The organism is Flavobacterium luteolum (assembly GCF_027111275.1).
GTDB classification, from domain to species: domain Bacteria; phylum Bacteroidota; class Bacteroidia; order Flavobacteriales; family Flavobacteriaceae; genus Flavobacterium; species Flavobacterium luteolum.
In genome coordinates, this window is record NZ_CP114286.1 from 3,817,571 (window position 1) to 3,840,161 (window position 22,591).

Annotated in this window: 32 protein-coding genes; 9 read left to right on the forward strand and 23 right to left on the reverse strand. The window is 31.6% G+C overall.

What is annotated here, in order from left to right:
* Positions 1-179: 179 nt before the first annotated feature.
* The 3 genes from OZP10_RS16290 (at position 180) to OZP10_RS16300 (ending at position 3,256) form a co-directional block, all read left to right on the forward strand.
* Positions 180-965 carry a DUF5995 family protein gene (locus tag OZP10_RS16290; RefSeq protein WP_281631826.1) on the forward strand — a complete coding sequence of 262 codons (786 nt, stop codon included), beginning with the start codon at positions 180-182 and terminating at the stop codon, positions 963-965.
* 182 nt (positions 966-1,147) lie between these two features.
* Positions 1,148-2,134, forward strand: coding sequence for a hypothetical protein (locus OZP10_RS16295; protein ID WP_281631827.1), 987 nt, complete (start codon positions 1,148-1,150; stop codon positions 2,132-2,134).
* Between the two features lie 201 nt (positions 2,135-2,335).
* Positions 2,336-3,256: a hypothetical protein gene (locus tag OZP10_RS16300; protein ID WP_281631828.1), complete on the forward strand. Its 921-nt coding sequence runs from the start codon at positions 2,336-2,338 to the stop codon at positions 3,254-3,256.
* 51 nt (positions 3,257-3,307) lie between these two features.
* On the opposite strand, the gene OZP10_RS16305 is transcribed toward OZP10_RS16300, so the two are convergent.
* The 6 genes from OZP10_RS16305 to OZP10_RS16330 all read right to left on the reverse strand — a co-directional run bounded on the left by OZP10_RS16305 (position 3,308) and on the right by OZP10_RS16330 (position 7,226).
* Positions 3,308-3,547: a hypothetical protein gene (locus OZP10_RS16305; protein WP_281631829.1), complete on the reverse strand. Its 240-nt coding sequence runs from the start codon at positions 3,545-3,547 to the stop codon at positions 3,308-3,310.
* 14 nt (positions 3,548-3,561) lie between these two features.
* Positions 3,562-4,056, reverse strand: coding sequence for an SRPBCC family protein (locus tag OZP10_RS16310; RefSeq protein WP_281631830.1), 495 nt, complete (start codon positions 4,054-4,056; stop codon positions 3,562-3,564).
* Between the two features lie 31 nt (positions 4,057-4,087).
* Entirely contained in the window at positions 4,088-4,903 is an 816-nt protein-coding gene (locus OZP10_RS16315; protein ID WP_281631831.1) for a DoxX family membrane protein, read from the reverse strand.
* A gap of 382 nt (positions 4,904-5,285) precedes the next feature.
* Positions 5,286-5,840, reverse strand: coding sequence for a hypothetical protein (locus OZP10_RS16320; protein WP_281631832.1), 555 nt, complete (start codon positions 5,838-5,840; stop codon positions 5,286-5,288).
* 191 nt (positions 5,841-6,031) lie between these two features.
* Complete coding sequence (locus OZP10_RS16325; protein WP_281631833.1) at positions 6,032-6,421, reverse strand: hypothetical protein; 390 nt, start codon at positions 6,419-6,421, stop codon at positions 6,032-6,034.
* 19 nt (positions 6,422-6,440) lie between these two features.
* Positions 6,441-7,226 (reverse strand): hypothetical protein, encoded by a 786-nt coding sequence (locus tag OZP10_RS16330; RefSeq protein ID WP_281631834.1) that lies wholly within the window; start codon positions 7,224-7,226, stop codon positions 6,441-6,443.
* Positions 7,227-7,570: 344 nt separating this feature from the next.
* Here OZP10_RS16330 and OZP10_RS16335 point away from each other — a divergent pair, with 344 nt between their 5' ends.
* The 3 genes from OZP10_RS16335 to OZP10_RS16345 all read left to right on the forward strand — a co-directional run bounded on the left by OZP10_RS16335 (position 7,571) and on the right by OZP10_RS16345 (position 9,358).
* Complete coding sequence (locus OZP10_RS16335) at positions 7,571-8,752, forward strand: IS3 family transposase (protein ID WP_281631835.1); 1,182 nt, start codon at positions 7,571-7,573, stop codon at positions 8,750-8,752.
* Positions 8,727-8,966: a transposase gene (locus tag OZP10_RS16340; RefSeq protein WP_281631836.1), complete on the forward strand. Its 240-nt coding sequence runs from the start codon at positions 8,727-8,729 to the stop codon at positions 8,964-8,966. The genes OZP10_RS16335 and OZP10_RS16340 overlap by 26 nt, the downstream gene beginning before the upstream one ends.
* 107 nt (positions 8,967-9,073) lie before the next feature.
* Positions 9,074-9,358: an IS3 family transposase gene (locus OZP10_RS16345; protein WP_281631837.1), complete on the forward strand. Its 285-nt coding sequence runs from the start codon at positions 9,074-9,076 to the stop codon at positions 9,356-9,358.
* On the opposite strand, the gene OZP10_RS16350 is transcribed toward OZP10_RS16345, so the two are convergent.
* Positions 9,345-9,581, reverse strand: coding sequence for a helix-turn-helix domain-containing protein (locus tag OZP10_RS16350; RefSeq protein ID WP_111283324.1), 237 nt, complete (start codon positions 9,579-9,581; stop codon positions 9,345-9,347). The two genes, OZP10_RS16345 and OZP10_RS16350, sit on opposite strands and share 14 nt — an antisense overlap.
* A 112-nt stretch (positions 9,582-9,693) precedes the next feature.
* Here OZP10_RS16350 and OZP10_RS16355 point away from each other — a divergent pair, with 112 nt between their 5' ends.
* Positions 9,694-10,023 (forward strand): hypothetical protein, encoded by a 330-nt coding sequence (locus tag OZP10_RS16355; RefSeq protein ID WP_281631838.1) that lies wholly within the window; start codon positions 9,694-9,696, stop codon positions 10,021-10,023.
* A gap of 309 nt (positions 10,024-10,332) precedes the next feature.
* Here the strand turns inward: OZP10_RS16355 and OZP10_RS16360 are convergent, their stop codons facing one another.
* The 5 genes from OZP10_RS16360 to OZP10_RS16380 all read right to left on the reverse strand — a co-directional run bounded on the left by OZP10_RS16360 (position 10,333) and on the right by OZP10_RS16380 (position 12,599).
* The gene (locus tag OZP10_RS16360; protein ID WP_281631839.1) at positions 10,333-10,674 is read right to left on the reverse strand and encodes a hypothetical protein; all 342 of its coding nucleotides are present in this window, start codon (positions 10,672-10,674) and stop codon (positions 10,333-10,335) included.
* A gap of 233 nt (positions 10,675-10,907) precedes the next feature.
* Entirely contained in the window at positions 10,908-11,042 is a 135-nt protein-coding gene (locus tag OZP10_RS16365) for a hypothetical protein (RefSeq protein WP_281631840.1), read from the reverse strand.
* The gene (locus OZP10_RS16370; protein ID WP_281631841.1) at positions 11,039-11,656 is read right to left on the reverse strand and encodes a hypothetical protein; all 618 of its coding nucleotides are present in this window, start codon (positions 11,654-11,656) and stop codon (positions 11,039-11,041) included. Before OZP10_RS16370 ends, OZP10_RS16365 begins: the two co-directional genes overlap by 4 nt.
* A gap of 32 nt (positions 11,657-11,688) precedes the next feature.
* Positions 11,689-12,090, reverse strand: a complete 402-nt coding sequence (locus OZP10_RS16375; protein WP_281631842.1) for a surface-adhesin E family protein — start codon at positions 12,088-12,090, stop codon at positions 11,689-11,691.
* Between the two features lie 65 nt (positions 12,091-12,155).
* Positions 12,156-12,599, reverse strand: a complete 444-nt coding sequence (locus tag OZP10_RS16380) for a hypothetical protein (RefSeq protein WP_281631843.1) — start codon at positions 12,597-12,599, stop codon at positions 12,156-12,158.
* 335 nt (positions 12,600-12,934) lie between these two features.
* Between OZP10_RS16380 and prfA the strand changes: the two genes are divergently transcribed.
* Together prfA and OZP10_RS16390 are read left to right on the forward strand one after the other, a co-directional pair.
* Positions 12,935-14,011: a peptide chain release factor 1 gene (gene prfA / locus OZP10_RS16385; RefSeq protein ID WP_111365195.1), complete on the forward strand. Its 1,077-nt coding sequence runs from the start codon at positions 12,935-12,937 to the stop codon at positions 14,009-14,011.
* A gap of 325 nt (positions 14,012-14,336) precedes the next feature.
* The gene (locus OZP10_RS16390; RefSeq protein WP_281631844.1) at positions 14,337-15,668 is read left to right on the forward strand and encodes a DUF5723 family protein; all 1,332 of its coding nucleotides are present in this window, start codon (positions 14,337-14,339) and stop codon (positions 15,666-15,668) included.
* A gap of 312 nt (positions 15,669-15,980) precedes the next feature.
* On the opposite strand, the gene OZP10_RS16395 is transcribed toward OZP10_RS16390, so the two are convergent.
* The 11 genes from OZP10_RS16395 to OZP10_RS16445 all read right to left on the reverse strand — a co-directional run bounded on the left by OZP10_RS16395 (position 15,981) and on the right by OZP10_RS16445 (position 22,490).
* A complete protein-coding gene (locus OZP10_RS16395) occupies positions 15,981-16,361 on the reverse strand; it encodes a hypothetical protein (protein ID WP_281631845.1) in 381 nt (126 codons plus the stop codon).
* Positions 16,362-16,388: 27 nt separating this feature from the next.
* A complete protein-coding gene (locus OZP10_RS16400) occupies positions 16,389-16,748 on the reverse strand; it encodes a hypothetical protein (protein ID WP_281631846.1) in 360 nt (119 codons plus the stop codon).
* A gap of 48 nt (positions 16,749-16,796) precedes the next feature.
* Positions 16,797-17,081 (reverse strand): YtxH domain-containing protein, encoded by a 285-nt coding sequence (locus OZP10_RS16405; RefSeq protein ID WP_281631847.1) that lies wholly within the window; start codon positions 17,079-17,081, stop codon positions 16,797-16,799.
* A gap of 58 nt (positions 17,082-17,139) precedes the next feature.
* Positions 17,140-17,292, reverse strand: coding sequence for a lmo0937 family membrane protein (locus OZP10_RS16410; RefSeq protein ID WP_111365189.1), 153 nt, complete (start codon positions 17,290-17,292; stop codon positions 17,140-17,142).
* A gap of 36 nt (positions 17,293-17,328) precedes the next feature.
* Positions 17,329-17,976, reverse strand: coding sequence for a porin family protein (locus tag OZP10_RS16415; RefSeq protein ID WP_281631848.1), 648 nt, complete (start codon positions 17,974-17,976; stop codon positions 17,329-17,331).
* Between the two features lie 36 nt (positions 17,977-18,012).
* Positions 18,013-18,582 carry a DUF4142 domain-containing protein gene (locus tag OZP10_RS16420; protein ID WP_281631849.1) on the reverse strand — a complete coding sequence of 190 codons (570 nt, stop codon included), beginning with the start codon at positions 18,580-18,582 and terminating at the stop codon, positions 18,013-18,015.
* Positions 18,583-18,716: 134 nt separating this feature from the next.
* Positions 18,717-20,504, reverse strand: coding sequence for a CHASE3 domain-containing protein (locus OZP10_RS16425; RefSeq protein WP_281631850.1), 1,788 nt, complete (start codon positions 20,502-20,504; stop codon positions 18,717-18,719).
* A 13-nt stretch (positions 20,505-20,517) separates the two neighbouring features.
* A complete protein-coding gene (locus tag OZP10_RS16430; protein WP_177210351.1) occupies positions 20,518-20,967 on the reverse strand; it encodes a response regulator in 450 nt (149 codons plus the stop codon).
* Positions 20,968-20,988: 21 nt separating this feature from the next.
* On the reverse strand, positions 20,989-21,540 hold the full coding sequence (locus tag OZP10_RS16435) for a helix-turn-helix domain-containing protein (protein ID WP_177210350.1): 552 nt from the start codon (positions 21,538-21,540) through the stop codon (positions 20,989-20,991).
* 157 nt (positions 21,541-21,697) lie between these two features.
* The gene (locus OZP10_RS16440; protein WP_095929846.1) at positions 21,698-21,883 is read right to left on the reverse strand and encodes a CsbD family protein; all 186 of its coding nucleotides are present in this window, start codon (positions 21,881-21,883) and stop codon (positions 21,698-21,700) included.
* 133 nt (positions 21,884-22,016) lie between these two features.
* Positions 22,017-22,490 carry a Dps family protein gene (locus OZP10_RS16445; protein ID WP_177210349.1) on the reverse strand — a complete coding sequence of 158 codons (474 nt, stop codon included), beginning with the start codon at positions 22,488-22,490 and terminating at the stop codon, positions 22,017-22,019.
* Positions 22,491-22,591 lie beyond the last annotated feature (101 nt).

A 22,591-nucleotide genomic window follows, 5' to 3' on the forward strand; every position in this document is an offset into this window, starting at 1 on the left:
ATTGTTCGTTTTCGTTTTAAAGTCAGTAATAATCCCAAAGGAGTTTTCTTTTGGGATTTTTTTTTGAAATAATAAGAGTGCGAAATAATAGGAGAATTACCTCTAAACGACGTTCATTGAAAGCTTAAAATAATTAAATTCGTTCATCCCAATTTAGTTATAACCAATTCTGAATGAGTATGAAACAAGCTGAAACTATAGACGAAGTAATTCTGTTATTGGATCAAATAATAGAAAAGTCAAAAATAGACCAAAGCAATTTAGGTCTATTTGCTATTCTGTATCGCGAAGTGACGGTAAGAGTAAAAGAAGGTATTCTGGCAGGTTCTTTTCAGAATGGTGAACGAATGGAAAAGCTGGATGTTATTTTTGCCAATCGGTATTTGAAAGCATATTATCAGTATCAAGCCAAGGAAAAACCGTCTGAATGCTGGGCATTTGCTTTTGAACAAGCCGAAAAGTTCTGGCCAATAGTTTTACAGCATTTACTGCTCGGAATCAACGCTCATATCAATCTCGATTTAGGAATTGCCTCGGCAGAAGTCAGTACAGTCGAAGATATCGAAGATTTAAAAGCCGATTTTGATAAGATAAACTTCATTTTGAGCAATTTGGTTGGTGGTGTCGAAAAATGCTTAATCAAAATTTGGCCTACACTTACGTGGATATTAAAATTTACAGGTAAAGTAGATAATTTCTTTATTGATTTTAGCATGGAAACCGCAAGAAACGGCGCATGGAAATTTGCCAACGAATTTGTTGCAGTTCCAGAAAACGAAAGAGAAGCCTGTACGAAATTACGAGACCAGAGAATAACAGAAATCGCCAGATTGGTTTCAAATCCTGGGTATTTTGCAAGCGCTGTTTTTAAATTCATTCGCTTATTTGAAAGAGGAACTATTGCTCAAAAAATAATCGATATGCAGATTATGGAAGAAAAAAATATGGAATGTATCGTGGCGTGATTTGGGTTTTTAAAAGTTAGATTTTCTACGTCGAAAATATAAAAAGCTGCCAGATTTTGCAGCTTTTATTTTTTATCATAAACACATTCAAATTCCTGAAATGTTAAAGTGATTTTGTACTTATATTTTTATATTTTTGACTGCATAACCACCCAATCACCAATTAACAAACTAACCATTCTATGAACAACATTACCTCAAAGGCAAGATTGCCTAAAATTTATAATACCGCTGCAATAGTAGCATTTGTATATGCTGCTTTAATGCTAATTTTTTCAATTTACAAAGATTTCATTTATGTCGACCAAACTTGGCTTCATGGTCTTACAGCTAACGGATTTTCTGTTTTCAGTAATCTAATTTGGATCGGACTTTTGTTAGCCCTTAAAGTTCTTTTGAATAAAACATTGCAATACAATAAAGCAAATTCATTAATAAATGCTTCTTTCATTTTTTTAGGAATAGGAGTTTATTCTGTTGGTGTAATTTTTTTTAAGTCTCTAAAAGTTTATTTTTCTTCAAACGATGTTAATGCGCTGCTCTCCTTTAGTACAAGTTCTATTTCGAGTGCCATTCTTTTGCTTTTATCCAGTGTGGTATTGATTGTACTTGATATTATTTTAGGAAACCGTCTTAGAAAAATTGATATTGTTTTAAAAGATTACTTTAAAATCTTAGGTTTTTCGTTTATAGTTTATGCAATCGTTTCGGCGCTTCAAATGGTAAAAGTCATAAACAGCGATATCGTTGTGTTTTTGCCAAAAATAGTTTTGATTGTAGTTTTAGGAAATATTTTTAAAGAAGTTTCTAAAATGAATCCTGCCGATTTACCCTCTGAACCAGAACCTAAAGTTGCGGTTAATTATGCTCCAGCTAAAACTTTCTCTGAAAATAAAGCTGAAAAAGTTGAGAAAATAAACGTTTCGGATAGAAAGAAAGAAATTGCAGAGCAGGAAATAATTCCAGTTTTTGATATTAACGAATTGGAAAATAAAGAAACCATACTTTCTTATTTTGAAAACCTGTCAAACGATGAAAAAAACAGACTGGGAGTTGTAGTGGCAAAAAAATACAATCAGGATTTGACAGCAGAACAGACAAAGAATCTTATTTTGCATTATATCACAGAGAAAAAACTATACGATCATAATCGATTTGCGCCACAATAAAAGGTAGTTTTTCTTGTGTTTTCATTTATAAAAAACATCCCAAAAAGAGCTTTCTTTTTGGGATGTTTTTATAGAATGGCTTTCATTAGAAATAGATTTAATACGTAAAAAAAAACCGTATTGTGGTAAATTAAAGCTCAAAATTATAATGTTTTTAAATTTATGTTTTTGTATTTTCGCGCTAAAATTAACCCGAATAATATGAGAAAAAATATTTTACTTATTTTGCTTGTTTTTGCATTTGCATCTTCTTCTAATGCTCAAAATTTAAAGAAAATTGTTTGTGCAGAAACCAATACTAGCAGATATAAAAGCGATAACGAAGTTCCGGATATTACAGAATATAATTTTGCCAATAACAAAATAATAACAGTAACCGAGAGTAGGGGCTATGTTTCAAAATATAGTTACAATGATAAAGGATTATTATCGCGTATTACACGAACTTATACCAAAAATCCTGATGCTGAAGATTCTATTACAGATTTTGAATACAACAATGATGGTTATTTAATAAAAGCCTATAGGTATAATGCTAAAAATGGGGTCAAAAATGATAAAGTGAATACTACTGAAACTAAATATGAGTATCAGATTAAGAATGATAAGGAATTTACAATATTAGGAAAAAGTATTTGTACTAATACTCGTAAGGCCGATTGTGAAGAAGAGATTTTTATAATGAAAAATAACGTTTTAACAGAGAATCGTAATTTTATGGACATTAAAACAGTTTCTGTATATAATTTTAAGGACGGTAATTTGGTTTCTTATAATAAAAATAAAAATAACAGAGAAAATCATACTTTGATTTATGATTATGATAATACCCCAAGTGTAAACGAAACTATTTACAAAGGTTTGTTTGGCGACAAATATTTTTATGCATTAATATGTTACAAAATGTCAATTAATAGTACGCCAGCCTTTAGTAAAAATATGATTAAATCTTCTAATCTTGAAAAAGCAATTAAAGCGCAGATAGGTATAATAACTGATAATGTTGAAACGGAATACAATTCAAATAATAAGCCTGTAAAATCTACTAATAATCAAAGTGTTCATGAAGGAGCTGAGACTAATCCAAGATCTTTGATTGTAGAAACTTATTTTTACGAGTAAATAAAAAAACATCTCAAAAAGAGCTTTCTTTTTGGGATGTTTTTTTTTGAATTAAGTATTAAAGATAATCATCAGCATTACAAAACCTCCCAAGCAAAGAACTCCAATCATATGATTGCGATTACTATTATCATCTTTTTTCTGATTGCTTCCGCTTGGTGACCAGAAACTTGAAAATGTTCTGAAATCATTATCGTTTGAAAGAGTCCATAAATTGTAACCAAGAAATCTTGCTGAAGCTCCTAAAAACTCCAGAATAATTCGCCCTAATACTATTTGCTCAAGATCCATTTTAAGCGATCTAGTTAATTATTAATCATCGGATTCAAATTTTTATCTTTATTACGCAAATCCAAACCGCCTTCGTAAACCGATTTTAGATTGGTCAAATAAAAATGCCAGCCGTTGGAACAGCCTAGCCTGATGAATTTTTTCGAATTATCGTCTGTCGGAATGTTATGATGACGAAGTTCTACAATCGTGTAACCATTTTCTTCACTCAATTTTATATCTACAAGACATGTTCCTTCAAACGTAAACTGCAATTGGTCTTTTCCGTTGGCCGAAGTGATTTTTCCTTTCATGGCATCATCATACAAATACCAAAGCCATTCATAAGCATTGCCTCCCGAAACATTTTGGTCTTTGCTGATAGGCTCCAGATTCGCATCAAAAAAAGATACTTTTTCTAGAAACCATTTTTCCAGTTCGTTCGCAATTGTCCAAGCATTGTACATGTCGCTGAGTGGCGCTTTAATGGCTATTTTTTTGGTAAAAGAAGTCCAGTCGAAGTTTTCCATGGTTTGTTTTTTCTAATTTTTTTAAATTATCTCAGCTCGCCAAAACCTGTTTTTTAGAATCGTTTGTTAATGCAATTACCAATGCAATTCCGCAGAAAAGTAAAGCAATAATGGCGCGTACAATTTCATTTCCGCCACCAACAGTTGGATTTGCAACAGCATCTTGAATGTGGAAGAAAAGTACAAAAAGTAAAAGCATTAAAGCCAAAAGTAGCGAAATAGGTTTAATCCAAAGCTTAAAAATAATCGAAATGCCCGAACAAATAAGCGCAACGCCTACAAAATAAGTCCAAAACATAGTTCCTGGCAACCATTTCGGAACCATTGTAGACACAAACTCGGCAAAAAGAAAATGACTTAAGCCAAACAAAAGCATTAAAAGCGAATAGAAAATTCGCCCAACCGGAATAAGTTTTTCTAGAAATTTGTCGAATTTGCTTTCGCTTATGTTTGCACTATAAGAACCCGCCAATACAAACGCTCCGCCGCTATAAGTGAGTTCCTCAATAGCGTTGATCCAGATTTGTGTGGCGTTGGTTTTATCGGTATTAAAAATGAAAATAAACGGAAGATGCGAAACAATAAAAGCGGCAAGAAAAGCAAAACCTAAATAAAGACATACTTTTCTGGTGTCGATAAATGTAATGGTAACGATTCCCGAAATAATAATTCCTGCCAATATTAAAATAATTCCGACAAGGATAGAAAAAATAGGATATTGATGCGCCCAAGCGGGAAAAGGGGATAAAATTTCAGATCGAAAATCTTTAATAATAAGCTGATGTACTCCCAAAGCAATAATGCCAATACCGTAAAATAAACGGCCGAGTTTAATAAGTCCTTTCATTAATAGTGGTTTTAGATAGTAAATTTGTTTTTGGTATAACCAAATATATAAATTTCTTGCTAAAATACTGATTTAGTGCAAGTTGGTTTTGTTGGATTTGTCGCTCGCCAGTTTATACACATAGTAACCATACAGTTTTGTCATTTCGACGCAAGGAGAAATCTCCGCAAGTAGCTCCGCAACAATTTTCCATATTGTAACCACAAAGTATTGTCATTTCGACGTAAGGAGACCCGAGCGTTAGCGAACTGGCGAAGCAAATCACACGAGAAATTCCGCAAAGGATACTTGCCAATCTTTGTAGAGTTACTTACGGAGATTTCTCGTTCCTCGAAATGACAAAACTAGAGGGAAATAGAATGATAAACGTTTGTTTATATACCTATTTCACTTCCGATTTCCTTTTTAAAATCAGCAAAATTATAAGAAGTGGAATAAATGAAAAATAAAAGTAAATGTGCATTACAGCATTCGTTTTTTCCGATTCAAATTCTTTTTTATTTCCTAAAAAAACTTCATCATTAATAGTGTTTCTCCAAACTTTTATGGGTTTTATATTTTCGTTTAAAATATAAGTGTCATGAAAGAAATTTGAATTGACACCATCATATATTAATTCTTGTTTCTTATCAGAATGCAATAGATTGCCTCTAATTACCGTAATATCTTTAGAAGTAGATTTTCCCATACTAGAAGATGTTTCTGTTCCAACATAAGCAGTATCTACTGCAAACAACTCTTTCTTGAGATATTTTTCAGGATTTTGAAATGCTTTATAATTTTCAAAAGGTTTTTCGAAAGTTCCCAAAACATCATTGTCGATAAGACCATGTACTAGCATCGTAACCAAAATAATAGACGAAAATATTACATGAACTAATAATGCAACTTTGGCAATTTTATATTTTTTGAAGAAAGGATGATTTTTAAGTTCCATTTTAGTTATTAATCGTAGAGTTTTTCTGCTTGTGTGAGTGTCTTGCTCATACACGTATTGTTTTTTAAATTGATTTAGATTGCGTTCACGAGCGAGAGGCTCGCGCTTGCAGAGAAGTAAAAATAAAAAAAAATACGCAAATAGCTTTTAATGCTTTTTGCGTATTTTGTTTTATACATTAATTAGAAAAACTATTTCATAATTGTTTTGAGTTGTAATTTAAAACCTTCCAGTTTAATTAAATAATATGTGGAAAATAACAATACCCATCCTATGAAAGTTAAAAATAAATTGGTTAATGAGCTTCCTGTAAATTGTAAATATTGACATAAAAAACCAAAGAATAATAGTAGGATAAAATTATACAGGATCGCATTTTTTAAACTCATTTTGATACAGCCTGTTAAAAAATTCCAATTTTCGAGATGATCCGTAATAATAATTTTTGAAGGATTAGATAAATCAATTACCACATTTTGAGAAAACTCAAGAGTTACTGTAATAATGCTGTTTCTCAATTTGTATTTATAATTGAATTTCTCTAACATTTCTATACTTTTATTTAACTCGATATTTATCATTATTGCTCGTTTTTATTTTTTAAGGATTTATAGATTCTTCTTCGTATGGAAACTCTTCGTATGGAAACTCTTCGTATGGAACCTCTTCAAAAGGTACAGCTTCATTAACAAAAAGTGAGCAAATCCCTCCTGCAATTAATGACATTGGACCGCTGTAAACAAACATTAAAGCTCCCATTGTGTCAGCAATAATTGCTTTTGATCCTGGTTGGTTATTTGTTTTTTTTGTTGGATTGCTTTTAGAAGTCCAATATTGATTTGAACTTTTCAATACATTTTCAAATACTACTAATTCATTTTGCTCATTTACTGTTAATGGATTATTTGTTTTCGATAAATAATTGGCTTTCTTGAAATTTTCAATTGCAACCATACATTGGTTATAATTCATATCATTTTCAATTATTTTGTCAACCAAACCTCCTAAACGTTTTGATACTTTATTAGAGGCATATAATTCCTCTTTTTTTGAATTCCAAAAAGAATAAATGTCAAATTTTTTTGGATCAATGTTTTGAAATGCAAGTTTTACCTCATTTGTATCCATATTTTTGAATTGATCTGGATATTTTATTTTAAGCTCAGCCAACATTTCGTCTATTATCAGACCAGTTGTTTTCCCGTCAATTCCTTTATATTTTTTATAGTATAAATCTAATGCTTCATTATGATAAAAACCATAATCAGTCAGAGGAATCTCAATCTTTTCTTTGGAATACGATTCTTTGGGATCTTGTTCTTTTGAACAACTTACAAATAAGGCATTTGCAGAAACAGCTACGAGTAAAAAAATAATTCTTTTCATTTTTATTGATATTAAAGTTAATACAATTGAAATGCTTCTTAATTCGAGTTGGATATAGAATTTCTATGAAGCACATGGAGAATTAAATTTTTATTTTGGAAGATTTTTTTGCACCTGAAGTGGTATTGACGCTAATCGTTTAATAGAATTGAATAGTTTTAATTATAAAAGTAAGTAAAAGATTGTTATTAAGAAAATTAAATGTAAGAAATATTTTCTAATCTTTTTCTATAATGCGGATTTGCAATCTGGATTGCAGGTTCGCGCTATTGGAATTTTTTATTAAACGAATTTGTATTTGTATTGATTAACTTGTTGTAAATTAGTTATTTGATTTTGTTGTCATGAACAAAAATATCAGACATTATAGCCGAATTTTCAAAGAGAATGCAGTTTTACTTAGTTATATAAGAAATACGATTAGAGAAACTGCAGAAGAACTTCATATTGATGCAAAACAACTTTCTAAATGGCGCAAAATTTATGAAAAATTTGGAAAAGGAAGTTTCCCAGGTCTAGGAAATAAAAGAGTTTATTATGAAAATAAGAAAATCTACGAATTAGAAAAGGAGCTTTCAGAATCCGAACTTAGATTAGAAATACTAGAAAAAGGATTAAAATATATATATCAAGGTAAACACGTACTATGTAATTTTATACATCAAAATAGAGATAAATATCCTTTATACAAAATGTGCGAAGTTTTAGGCGCTTCTCATTCCACCTACGATTTATGGATAAAACAACCTTTTTCGAAAACAGAAACTCGTGTCTATTTACTGAAAAAAGAAATAAGTTCTATATTTTTTCAATTTGAACAATATAAAGGAGCAATATTGATTACGAGAGAACTACACAGTCGTGGATTTCAAATTTCTAAAGGACAAGTATCGTTTTGGATGAAAGAGCTTGGTTTGCGAAGTAAAGTAAAAAAGAAATTTATTGCTACAACCAATTCAAAACATAATTCATGTATTGCTCCAAATATTTTAAACAGACAATTTAAAGTAGATAAACCTTCTAAGGTATGGGTTTCAGATATAACTTATATTCGGATTGATAGAAGGTTTTCATATCTCACTGTTGTCATGGACTTGTATGAGAGAAAAATAATAGGATGGCATTTGAGTTTTGGACTTTCTACCAAGGTTACGACTTTACCTGCTTTTGAAAAAGCAATAGTTAATCGTTCAGTTTCAGAAGGATTAATATTTCATTCTGACAAAGGAATTCAGTATGCAAATAAGTTGTTTACTGATAAATTAATTGAACATAATTGTAAACCAAGTATGAGTAGAACAGGCGACAGTTATGATAATGCTGTTGTGGAAAGTTTTTTTAATACATTAAAGAGAGAAGCAATTTATAAACAGACAAAATTACTAACAACACGCGAGATGAAAATAGTAATATTTGATTATATAGAAAACTGGTATAATAAGAAAAGAATACATTCCAGTCTTAATTATAAGACAATTGAGGAGTTTAATAATTTTAACTATGAAAAAGAGGAGAATACATTATAATCGAGATTTCAAGTTAAAAGCTATTCAACTAAGCTATGAAAATGGAAGTGTAACTCGGACGGCAAAAGATTTGCAAATAAGTCTAAAATCTTTGTCTTTGTGGCGAAATATTTTAAAAAAGAATGGAGATATAAGTTTTCCTGGTAAAGGGAATCCAATTTTAAGTTCTGATGACAAAAAGATTAAAGTGCTTAAAAAAAGATTAAGAATATAAATCTAAAGTTTGAAATTATTGCAAATGCTAGGGAATTTATTGTTTGTGGGAAACCTTGTATTTTTCAATTTATTGCAGAAAATCAAAGAAATTATTCTAAAGAATTAATGTGCAAAACATTAGGTACAAATACAGTAAGTTATAGAGCATGGAAAAAAAGTTCCCTCACAGAAAAGCAAAAACGTAAAATTATTTTAAAAAATAAGATAAACTCCATTTTTGTCGCTTCAAGAGAAACTTATGGATGTTATCGAATTGCTGTAGAACTTGAAAAATGTGGATATTTAATATCGCCTATTACAGTATTAAGATATATGAGAGAATTAGGAATATACGTTTCAATTAAAAAAAACAATCAAGCTATTAGAAAAACAGAAATTACAAATCTTTAATCAATTCACTTGGATGAATTTTTAAAGCTTGTGCAATTTTAAACAAAGTGCTTACTTTCATTTCTTGCGAGCCTTTAATGTATTTTCTTAGACTTTCAACATCCATTTCTGCATCATGAGCAACCTCTCGTCGCTTGAATTTCTTTTCTTCAATTATATCTTTAATCTTGATTCCTAGGTCTTTTACAACTTCTGGAATTTCACTTTTTCTTTCTCTTTTCATAGAAATGAAATTACAAGTAATCGATTGTTTTTAAGTGAATGTAAAAGAGGGGTTGTATGTTACTGATTTTTTATATATTTGTTTAAAATTGTAAATTAAATCTTATATATAAATGGAAGCACAAAATAGAGAAAGAGCCGAAGAATTGTTAGAATTAATAAATAAAGGAAGGTATTTCACCAAACTAAAACCAGTGCCAAAAGAAACCAACTCGTTTACCATACCGCTAAAAGTATCTTCGTATAACGAAGTAAATCTAATGGTTTCAGATTTGCTAAAAGCAAGTCTTATTTTGCTTAATCCAGATGCAAACGGTTTGTCGAGTTTTACAAAAGACAATAATGTCAATGTAATGACTTTGCTTGAAATTGCCTTGCAATTATTGCCAGAAGATGAAATGGAGTTGTTGGATGATTTGTGTAAATTTTCGCTAGAACACTAATTTGATTTGTTTTTTCGACGCTGCGCAATCCCGAAAGCTTTCGGGACTGACGTTATATCACTCGTGCTTATAAAAAATCATTTTAGAAAGATTCGTAAAAAGTCGGGAGACTTTTGAGTGGTTTTCGGATTCATAAGAAACAAAAAAAAACGCAAAGTCAGAGACATTTGCGTAGCTTTTAAGTTGAAGACTTCGGGGAGCGGGGCTGCGCAAATGTCTCTGACTTTGTGCCATTTTCGCTATCGTTAATTTGAAAACAGAAACTTCTCAAAGTCTCCGACACTTTGGGAAGCTGGGAAACGATATTTTTTATTCACAATCGCATTTGTAATTAAAAATATATTTGTGAAAACGTTCTCCATAAGAATTACTATCGTTATAATCTCCAAATTGGAAATAATTCCAATTCATATTAGAAATTCCACAGAAAATATATGTGCTAGTTTTGTAGCTATATTCATTTTCTTTTATTTCAGCAATAACATAAGTTTTATAATTGTATTCATACGCAGTTACTTTATAAAGCCATGACGAATCCAATATGTAATTAGATAAACTAGCTTTTTGGTAACCTTTATCTATAATATATTCATATAAAGCTTGACAGCTTACTTCTTGTGATTGTTGATTATAATTTTGATATACTCGCATCAAATTGTTATTAGATGTTGATTTGTAGTTAGATGTACTAACTTGTGAATATCTATTTTGACACAGCATGTTTGTTGTAATCAAAATGAATAAAATTATAATTTTTTTCATATTTCTATATTTTTGTTTAGTTTTTAGAAATTTCACTAGATTTCTAGTTTAAACGTTTCCTTCTTAATTGTTTTTGAAAATTATTAGTTTTTTGTTACAAATGATTGACGTTATTAGTAGTCTTATCTCTTAGGAGGTGGAGGAGGTATATGTTTTCTTGATCCTCCGTCTTCACGAGGTGGCACTTGTCTTGGTTTTGAAGGCACAGATTTTGGCTGTGGTGTAGGTTTTGGATTTTGAGGACTATCATTTCTCATTGTTGACAAGGATTTTTAGTTTTTGGCCTTCTATAAAGAACTTTTTTTATAATAGAAGTGTCTACTTTACCATTGTTATTAATAAATATAGGGTTATTTTCTATACTAATTGGAGGAGTATTGTATTTACTCTCAACTGTATTTACATAATTACCGGTAGATTCATTTTTTTTATTTTTATATAAAAAATTTATCGAAAAAAAAAGGCTTATAAACAATAAACCTAAACACATAATGATAGTAGATATTCTGTTTATTAGCTCTAATTCTCTAATTTTTCTAATGTAAATTTTAAATATTTCTTCCTCTTCCTTTTTTTTTGAAAGAACTTCTTCAAGTTTTAAAATTAAATTACTTGTACTGCTTGTTACTAGACGGTTATAATATACTTGCAATAGAATTGTAAGAAATAAAAGTGCCCAGCCAATAATTAATATGAAATTAAATAATGTTCCTTGTGAAGAAACAATATTATCACTAAAGGTCATGCTAATTGTTAAAGCTCCGCCAGAAAGTCCCATTATTATTTTTTGGTATTCTTTCTGGGTATCCAATTTATGTTCAATTAATTTCTCATAATAATTTGTGAGTTCTTTTAATCTTTCTTCTTTCATTTTTTTGTAAATAGTTAATATAGGTTTTTAATTTATTCAGCTTCGCAGACATAACGATAAACTGCGCTCATAATCGTTCCAGGTATTACTTTATCGTTATAAGAATCAATGTAAATTTTCTGAATTACTTTTCCATTTCGATCATAGATAACTCCGTCAGAAGTAGAGTATCTTTTCTCGGCACAATCTAATTTATAAAATTGTACACTGGAGTCGCCACCTGTTTTAACTAATTGACCTTTTTTATTTTTAACTGTTTTAGTTGGATTAATCATTTTTAACCAAAACTCTTTCATGTCATCATTCCCTTTTTCAAGATAAAGATATATTTCAGTTCCATCTTTTGCAGAAGTTACATACTGAAATTCATCATTTTGAGAAAATGATCTGCTATAAACTATAAAAAGTAAAATAGTAAATAATATTTTTTTCATATCCTTGATTTAAAAAACAAACATCGTATTTATTCTAAAATAAGAACCAAGTAAATTCACCTGATTTAATCTCCTATTTTATATTCTTGAATATCTTGAGAGTTATCGTCGAAGGTTTGAATAATTTCAAGCTTGTTGTCTTTTTCGACAAAAGTTATTTTCTCATCATATTTTGAATCCCTCCATCTTCCGTCAATGTTTGCCCAAAGAATTTTATTTCCATCGATCTTTATTTTATAATCAAATTTCTGATGATCAGATTTTCTAATGTAAGACACGAAATATAATTCGTCTTTTTTCCTCACTTTAATTATTTTTGATGATTGTCCCATAATAGAAGCCATTGTATAGCGAGCAATATCTTCATAAGTAAAGTTCTTTAAAGTTATTTCTTCCTTTTCTTTAATTTTTGGAATTTCAGTTTCAACTGTTAAATTGGTTTCAGTTTGTTCTTTCTGATTACAGCTAAAAATTAAAATAAGAAACAGGCAACATGTTAGTGATTTCATATGTAATTCAATTTTGTTTTTATGTAAAATTTATTTGCTAAAAGTAATTGCATTATATTCAATTACATTACGGAAAACCGTAAACGCAATTATGAAAACCAAAGCCCTAGCCCTGATAGAAGCGGCATCCTTTTTAGGCAAACGAAAAAGAGCTTATTAAACTGTAAATGTTTTGCCTAAAAAGATAGTAGTCCCGATAGCTATCGGGACAGGAAACAGCTCCTAAAAATCATTACAATTCCACTAAATATTCAACTTAAATTCCCCAAAAAAGGAAGACTAGAATTTTCAATAAAAATTTTGTAATTTTGCCGTCCAATAAAAGGAATTAGAAAATGTTAGATAGACTTCAATATGTAAAGCAGCGTTTCGATGAGATTTCGGATTTGATTATTCAGCCGGATGTTATTTCTGATCAAAAACGTTATAAGCAGCTTAACCAAGAATATAAAGGGATAAAAGCGCTTGTTGAAAAGAGAGAAGAGTACATCATAATTTTAGCAAACATCGACGAAGCAAACGAAATTATTGCTGACGGAAGCGATGCTGAAATGGTGGAAATGGCCAAAATGCAATTGGATGAAGCAAAAGAACGTCTGCCAGAATTGGAGGAGGAAATCAAATTTATGCTTATTCCTAAAGATCCTGAAGACGCGAAAAACGTAATGGTGGAGATCCGCGCCGGAACGGGTGGGGACGAAGCGAGTATTTTTGCTGGTGACTTGTTTAGAATGTACACGAAATATTGCGAATCTATGGGATGGAGATCATCTGTTGTAGATATGAACGAGGGTACTTCTGGAGGTTTCAAAGAGGTTATTTTTGAGGTTACTGGAGAAGATGTATACGGAACTTTGAAGTTTGAAGCGGGTGTTCACCGTGTACAGCGTGTTCCGCAGACAGAAACTCAAGGTCGTGTGCATACATCGGCTGCAACGGTTATGGTTTTGCCAGAAGCAGAGGAGTTTGATGTTCAGGTAGATATGAACGATGTTCGTGTAGATTTCTTCTGTTCGTCTGGACCTGGAGGACAATCGGTAAATACTACGAAATCGGCTGTACGTTTAACGCACATTCCAACAGGTTTGGTGGCGCAATGTCAGGATGAGAAATCGCAGCACAAGAATAAAGATAAAGCTTTGATGGTATTACGTTCTCGTTTGTACGAAATGGAATTGGCCAAAAAGCAGGAAGAAGATGCTAAAAAACGTAGTTCTCAAGTAAGTTCTGGAGACCGTTCGGCAAAAATCCGTACGTATAACTATGCGCAAGGTCGTGTAACCGATCACCGTATTGGTTTAACGCTTTACGATTTAGGAAATATCATGAATGGCGATATTCAGAAAATCGTTTCTGAGCTTCAGTTAGTTAATAATATGGAGAAATTGAAGGAAGCTTCTGAGGTGTACTAATTGTACATAGTTTCAAAGTGACAGAGATGCAAAGGTTCAGAGGTTTTTCTCTGGAGTGATTTATATAAACAGAAAAGCCAAACTTATGTTTGGCTTTTCTGTTTTTGATTATAAAGAAAAAATTGCAAATTTTTTCAAAACCTCTGAACCTTTGCATCTCTGCTACTTTGAACCTAAAAAGAAAGAACCTTCTTTCTTTTTATATCGTTCTTATAATCTTATACTTTCATCGAAAAAACTTAACATACATATCATTTGTTAAATTTTTTATTACTGTTTTTTGTTTCATATTTGTCATGCTAAAACAACCAACTAACATTAATTTATGAAGAAAACTTTACTCTTATTTTGCTTCTTTGGAAGCTTTTTTTATGCGCGGTCGCAATCGTATTTCGGATTCAGGGATGATAATTATGCTGGAATTCAGAGTGCTATATTTAATCCGTCTAATATTGTTGAGTCGAAGTATCGCGCCGATGTGACGCTTTTCTCGGCAAGCGGAACGGGACAAAATGATTTGTACGGAATTAATATTTTAGATGCATTAGACGGCGATTATGATTTGGCAACCGATGCGAGCAAAAATTTTAAATCGAACAACAGAGGAAATTTTAATGTCGATATTCTTGGACCTTCTTTTATGATGAATATTACGCCTCTGCATAGCGTGGCGCTTTTTACGCGTGTGCGAAGCGTTTCGAATCTCGTTGGCATAAACGGACAGCTTATTGATGAGGTGAACAAAGATATGGATGCTTCGAATAGTTTTTTAATCACAGGAGGGAATCCGAATAGTGTTACAAATTCTTGGGCGGAGATAGGAGCGAGTTATGCAACGGTTCTGTTAGATCGTGACGATCATTTTGTAAAAGGCGGAATTACTTTAAAATACTTAATGGCGGGAGTAAACGGCTACATTAACGGAAGTGATTTGAGTGTAGCGTTCAATAAAAACAATGCAAATCCTGCTGCGAGCGAATATCTTTCGACAGGAACGATTAGAACTGCCGCAAGTTACGATTATGCAAACGGCGATGATCCAAAGTTTGATGCAGCTTCGGCTGGAGTAGGTGTCGATTTGGGTTTTACATACGAATACCGCACCAACTGCCATACGTGCGAAGGAAATCGTTATAAGTTTAAAGCAGCGGCTTCTGTAACCGATATTGGAAAAGTAAATTATAAAAACATAATCGAGAATACTTATAATATTACAGGAAAAGTGACGCAGCAAGATATTGACGATGCAGATGATATTTTTGATTTTTTCGATTCAAACTATACTAAAATTTCATCTAAGAAAGGAGTAAAAGCAAATCTTCCGACGGCTTTGCACACCAATTTTGACTGGAACATCGATCAGAGGTTTTATTTGAATCTAAGTGGTGATTTTAGCCTTGTAGATGCCAAAAAAATAAACGGAACTGCAATTGCCAATTCGGTTACTTTTACGCCTAGATACGAAACGAGACAATTCAGTTTCTACGTTCCTGTAACGTACATGCAATACAGCGGAACAACAATCGGAGCAGGTTTTAGAGCTGGACCAATATTTATTGGCTCAGGTACTCTTTTTTCCAGTCTATTCTCGAACAATACAAAAGGCTGTAATATTTATGCCGGTCTTAAAATACCGATTTATCAGGATTATAGATAAAGGTTCTGAGATACTAAGGTTCTAAGGTTTTGTGTCTTTTAGTTTAGTATAACAAAAAACAGCATCACAAAGTGATGCTGTTTTTTTTACTTTTTCTTTAATACCAAGTCAAGGTAAAAAGATTCGCAGAATCTTAAAAAAAACTTAGAACCTTAGTATCTCAGAACCTTAGCAACTTTAAAAAAAAAGCTATATCCCTAAAAATACTCTCGTATATTCAAAACATTTATATAGATTCGAGTAAACGTATACACCATTTTTTATTACTATTTCGCTAAATTTTTCCATAATAATTAAATTAAGTTAGACAAATTACTCTCTAGACGGTTCGTATTGTGATGATTCTTCTTCTTCTTCTTCAGAAGATTCATTATGAGGTTTCGAAACCAGATTGGTTACAATAAGCTGAACGACAGAACCCAGGATTCCTTTGAACATCGAATCGCCTTTTCCGACAATAAATCTTTTTGCCAGATAACCAATTCCGATACTAATTGCCGACTGAGCGATATGACTTTTAAAACCAACAGTTTCGTTAATTTCCTCCACTGTATTTCTAATTAGATTAATAGGTTTTAAATTGTTTTTAATCTCTTCGATTTCGTCTTTTATGTCGCACCATTCTTTATCTTGGCGAACTTCTAATTCCTCAATTCTTTGATTTAACTGATCAATATTGTAAATGGCTTCCATAGTCTTTTATGTTTATTAATAATTAAATCAGTTTTTTGTTTCTTTTAGAATACTGGAGATAATCGTATTTCCAATTGGTGTTTTTATCAATTTATGATGTGATTTTACCACAATAATTACGACGATTAAATAGAATAGCGCCATGATAAAAAAGCCATAATAATACTCTCCAAGTTCTTTACCAATCCATAAACTAATTCCGATATTTAGGAACAAAGTAAAAAATGCAACAACAATACCAATCGCTATCTTAGATGCCAACGATGATACACCATCGGCAACAGAACACACTGTTTTTAGTTTAAGTAATTCTAAACTTGTTTTAGCATAGTTCTCTGCTTTCTCATAAAGATTTAAATTCTCGTTTGTTGTTGCATTTGGTTCCATGATATAAGGTTTTATGGTTTTGAAAATTTCACTAATTAATACTTGCGATTAATAGTTTGATTTTACTGTTTTAACATCGTCTTTTAGCGTGTTGTAATCTTCTTTAACTTGGTTAAGTTTAGATTTTCCTTCTTCGATAATTTCTTTACCGTTTGAAGAGATTGTACTTACGATGCCATCAAATTTTGATTTCAGGTTATCTCCGTAATCTTTTGATTTATCTTTGATTTTTTTTCTTGTGTTCGATCCTTTATCTGGTGCAAATAAAACACCTATGAATGCTCCCGCCGCTGCGGCTCCTAAAATTCCTAAAATTGTGCTACTAGTTTTCATAATAATTAATTTAATGGATTAATATTTAATAATTTGTTGATTTAATAAATTGTGATTTTTAAACTTCTCGACCTTTAATAAGTCGAAGCAATACGGCAATAATGGCAATTACCAAGAGAATATGGATAATACTTCCGAAACTGTAAACAAAGAACCCTAAGGCCCAAAGTATCACCAGAATCACTGCGATTGTATATAATAAATTTGACATGGTTTTTTATTTTAGCGGTTAATAATCAATTCTCGTTTAGTTTAACTTATAAGAAAGGTATAATGTAAGGTTGCTGTTTTTTGCATCAGGAAATGTGTATGTCGTTCCTGCAACCGTTCTTTCTTTACCCACAGTCGTTAAACCATAATTGTAACGCAATCCTACGCTAATTGGGTTAAAATCAACTCCAACACCTGCAGAAAGACCAGCATCAAATTTGTTTAGATCGTCTGTGTCAATATCTTGGTCAAAATCAACAGTACCGTTTCCGCTTACTTTAGAACTTACTAGATAAGAAGCATAACCACCGGCGTGAATGTTAAAGTTTTTTGTAACATTAACTCGCACTAAAAGTGGAAGCTCGATATAATTAAGTCTAAATTTTGCATCCCCACTTGCAAAAGCGTTGTTGTATTCTAATTTTGCCCCTTTTGTGGTAAACAAAAGCTCTGGCTGAATGGCTACAAAATCTGAAATAGGAAGTGTAGCATAAACCCCGGCGTTGAAACCGTATAAGACATTGTTGTCATCTACATTGTCTCCGCTATCGTAAAGGTTAGACATATTGAATCCTCCTTTTACACCGAATTCGGTATTTACATTATTGTCCTGAGCATGCAGCATTCCAAATGAAGCTGATAAAAAAAGTGTTAAGGCGCATAAAAAATTGGCTTGTAATTTCATAGTAAAAAATTTAGTTAATAGATAAATAATAGGCGTTTATACATTTTGTCTTTTTATTCGTTCAGTCTCTCGTAAGAGTCTATATTGTTGTGGCAAAAAGCGAAGAACAAGTTCGAGAATTTCTTTATCGTTTGTTTCTCTAGAAATTGCTTCGAGTAACTCAATTTGGTTGCAGATCGCATCTGTCATACCATTTAGATAAATGCTGTTAAAATCATAACCGTTGGCATCAATGAGGTTGTACAGGTCTCGTTTGTGCGTGGCATTTATTTCAGTAATGACAATGAGCTTCGATGTGGCCATTTTGGTTATCGCTTCCAGTAATTGACTCTCTTGAACTTCTATTCTTTTGCTTAATTCCTGAACAATTACATCTGAACTTTTTTGTTGTGCAATTTGACTTTTTGAAATAATAGACTTACTAACATTCGCCGTAGATATAAAAAAGAAAACCTCTGTTTCTTCTCTGTCATTTTTTGCAAAAGCTTGGTTCTTCAAAGTATTTTCGATCGGATTAATTTTTCTGCAAGAGGTGATGCATAGAATTAAAAGGAATGAAAAAAGAACTCTAAAAATTGAAGCTTTTAAGGGGGGAATTGCTTTCATTATTACTTCCTAAAGTATTACATTACAAAGATGCTAACGAATGAAAGATTTTACTTTACAGCATAAAAAAGAAACGTTATATAATTCCCATAATGGATTTATATAACGCTTTTTATGTGTTTTTTTAATGAAGTTTAATCGGGCAGAAACACCGTAAATACTGAACCTTTTCCTAAAGTGCTATCGGCAATTATGTGACCTTTGTGGTTCTCTACAATCTTCTTGCAGATCGCTAATCCGATTCCGGTTCCAGGATAATCTGTTTTAGAATGAAGACGCTGAAAAAGAATAAAAATGGTTTCTTTAAACTGAGGGTCAAATCCCATTCCGTTATCTGTAAAAGTGATTTTATGAAACTTCTTTATAGACTGTTCTAATATTTCTGGATATTCTGATGAACTAACTTTTTCGCTTGAAATAGAAATCTGAGGTTCAGTATCGGGCTGGCTGTATTTTAATGAATTTCCAATTAAATTGATAAACAGCTGTTCGATCTGATACGGAATTACAGAAAGCTTCGGAAGTTTTCCAATTCGCTGAATAACGGCTTTCTTTTCTTCGATAATTTCTGCCAATTCAGATTCAGCATTGTCTAGAAGTTCATTAAGATTCATTTTAATGAATTCCTTTTTGGTAGTATTGGTTCTTGAAAACAAAAGAAGGTCGTCTATTAAAACACGCATTCTTTTTGCCGAACTTTCTATTTTGGTAATGTAATTTTTTCCGCTTTCAGACATCACTTCTTTATCTGCGCTGGAAACTCTCGAAATAAAAGTCTGTATTTTTCTAAGCGGTTCTTGCAAATCGTGACTTGCAACGTGGTTGAAAGAAGCCAATTCTTTATTGCTTTTCTCCAGTTCTTTATTTCGTTCCTGAAGTTCGATATTCAAAAGATGTTCGTCTGTAATGTCAAAATTGATCCCAAGCAAGATTTTACTTCCCTGCTGATCTGTTACCAATTTCCCTGTGGTTTTAAAATAACGGACTTCAAAATCTGGACGTACAATTTTATAATACACAAACGGAAGATGTTTCTTTTCTATAATTCCGTCAATTGCTTTTGCAACAGATTCTTTATCGTCTGGATGAACATATTTTATAAGTGTAGCTTTGTTTGGCGCAAAAGATCTCGGTTCGAGACCTAATAATCGGAATTGGTTGTCTGAAAAGTCAATTTTATCAGAATCCAAATCCCATTGCCAAGTGCTGAATTTACCAATATTTTCAGACTCAGAAATTAAACCTGTCGAAATTAAAAGTTTTTTATTGAATACTTTCAAGCGTTCAAAATCACGGCTAATTTGACGATATGCCAATAAAATAAAACTCAAAGCCACCAGAAATAGTGAAATAGAAAAAAGCGGACTCAAAGAGATTTCCGAATCGTAAATTTTTAGTCTTTTCTTTAGAAAGTCTTTCTCTATGTCATTCATTTCATCCACTTTAAAACGGATGTTTTCCATTAGAATACGGCCGCCAAACATATGATTGTCCAGCTTTCTTTTGTCGTACGTTTTAGGATCGCTGTATTTTAGACAGTTTTCAAAAGAGACAAAACGCTGGGTAATGAGTTTGAAAAGTTTCTGGAGATTATCCTGCTGTTTCGGATTATCGGCAGTGAGTTTTTTTAAAGTGATAAACGAAGTATTTACCTTATCTCGAGAATAAATATACGGAGTTAAAAAACGGGCATTGCGCGTAATAATATACCCGCGCTGGCCCGTTTCTGCATCTTTTATTGCCGACATTAAGCGTTCGAGCTGAATGTTGATTTCGTAAGTATGCATAACCAGTTTGCTCGATTCATTCAAGTCCTGGTTATGTTTGTAAGCAATTGAAGAAAGGAATAACAGAATGAAAACTGCGATTACAAAAATAACTCTCAAAGAGTTTGAAGAATTAAAATTTGGTATCCACTTCATTATTGGAATGCTTTTATTTTAGTCGAAGCAAGAAATTATCACGGTTTAGACCAGAAGTATGATAATGCCAGTTTACAGTCACGACTTCATTAATTATTTTTTTTAACGTATTGAAATCGCTTGGCTTTTTGATATAAATATTGGCGCCTTGAATAAAGGTATCTTCGATATCCTCTTCTGAAGAAGAAGTAGAATAGATTGCAATGATTATATCTTTTAAATGATCCGTTTTTTTGATTTCAATCAAACATTCTTTACCTGTTTTCTTAGGCATGTTTAAATCTAGAAACAAAATATCTGGAAGTTTATTGTTTGTGTCCATTAAATGATCCATAAGCTGCATCCCGTCGTGAACAAAATTTACATTCGTTTGTATTTTTATTTCTTCAAAAGCATCTTTAAAGAAAAGACGGTCATCTTCATCGTCATCGGCCAATAAAATGTGTAATGCGTTTTTTTGCATTTTAATGTGGTATTTGGGTTTTTATTTTAAATTTTCTCTTCGTTTCTTAATAATTCTCTGAAAAGCAGATGGAGTAATGCCAGTTGTGTTTTTAAACTGAGTACTCAAATGCGCAACACTCGAATAATTAAGTAAAAAAGCAATCTCAGTCAAACTCATTTCGTTAATGATAATAAGCTGTTTTGCTCTTTCAATTTTCTGTAAAATAATAAAGTTTTCTATAGAAGAATAAGTTACTTCTGAGAAAACATTAGATAAATATCCGTAACTGTGGTTTAGCTTTTCTGCCAAAAATACAGAACTTTTATAATTATTGCTGTCGTCCATAAATACAAGTTCGATAATCGCATCTTTGATTTTTTGGACTAATACACTTTTTTGATTTTCAACTACTTCAAAACCACACGGAGCCAATTTAGTTTTTAAATTGTCTAGCGCTTCGGCATCAAGATTGTCTTCAATCTCAATTTCGCCAAATCCCAGAGTTGTAAAATTTACATTGTTTTGTTCCAGATTTTGTTTCAAATAAAGAGAGCAAATAGTATTAATGTCGAACTTTATAAATAGTTTCATTTTATAGAAATTTGGTTAAAGATACTTAATTTATTTGGTGTTTTTGCTTTTAATTAGCACAGAATTACCTCAAAATACGATTTTAAAATAAAATTTTCAAAAAAATACCGTCTAATATTTTTACTAGACGGTATTTCCCTGATTGAGTTGTAAGGATTTACAATTCTGACAGGATTTGATGAAATTCCTCTTTTGTTTTTCCCAATTTCTGCTGAAGTCTTCCGTACATTTCGTCTTCTTTTCCTTCAGCAAACATCAAATCATCATCTGTTAGTGTTGCAAACTTTTGTTTCAGTTTACCTTTCAGCTCATTCCAGTTTCCTTTTATTTCAGTAGTATTCATGATATCTCTTTTTTTGTATTTTATTGTATTGTAAAATTGCAAATTCTAAATCAGGTTTATGTTACATTTATTTTCCCGACTGTTGCATAATTTTCATTTTAATAGAGAATGAAAATCAATTCATAACTCAAAACTACGCCTGATATCTTCTTAATATCCAAGCCATTTTTTCATGTTCTTGCAGTAATCCCGTCACAAAATCGGCTGAGCCAGCATCGTTGGTTTCGTTTTCAAAAACCGGAATATAATCTCTAAATTCTGTTACCAGCTGTTCGTGATTTTCTAGAAGTTCAGATAACATGTCTTTTTGTGAAGCGTATTCTTTTGGAGATTCTTTTAAAGTCGAATTATCAATAAACTCCTTCATTGTTCCAATTGTTTTTTCTCCCAGCTGATTAATGCGTTCTGCAACTTCATCAATTTGGGCTTCAAGAATGCGGTATTGCTCTTCAAACAATTTGTGCAGTTCCATAAAACTATTTCCAGAAATGTTCCAGTGAAATTTTCTTGTTTTTACATATAAAGTCATTTCATTGGATAAAATCGTGGCCAGTATAGAAGCGCTCTTTTTTAAGTTTTTTGGTGTAATTCCGATATTTGGGCTCATAATTGTCTTTTTAATGGTTTATTTCAAAGTTACTTTTGATTCTAATTTTTTTCTTACACAATTTTTGATAGATGTTATAGGAATTCAATGTTAATGAGATA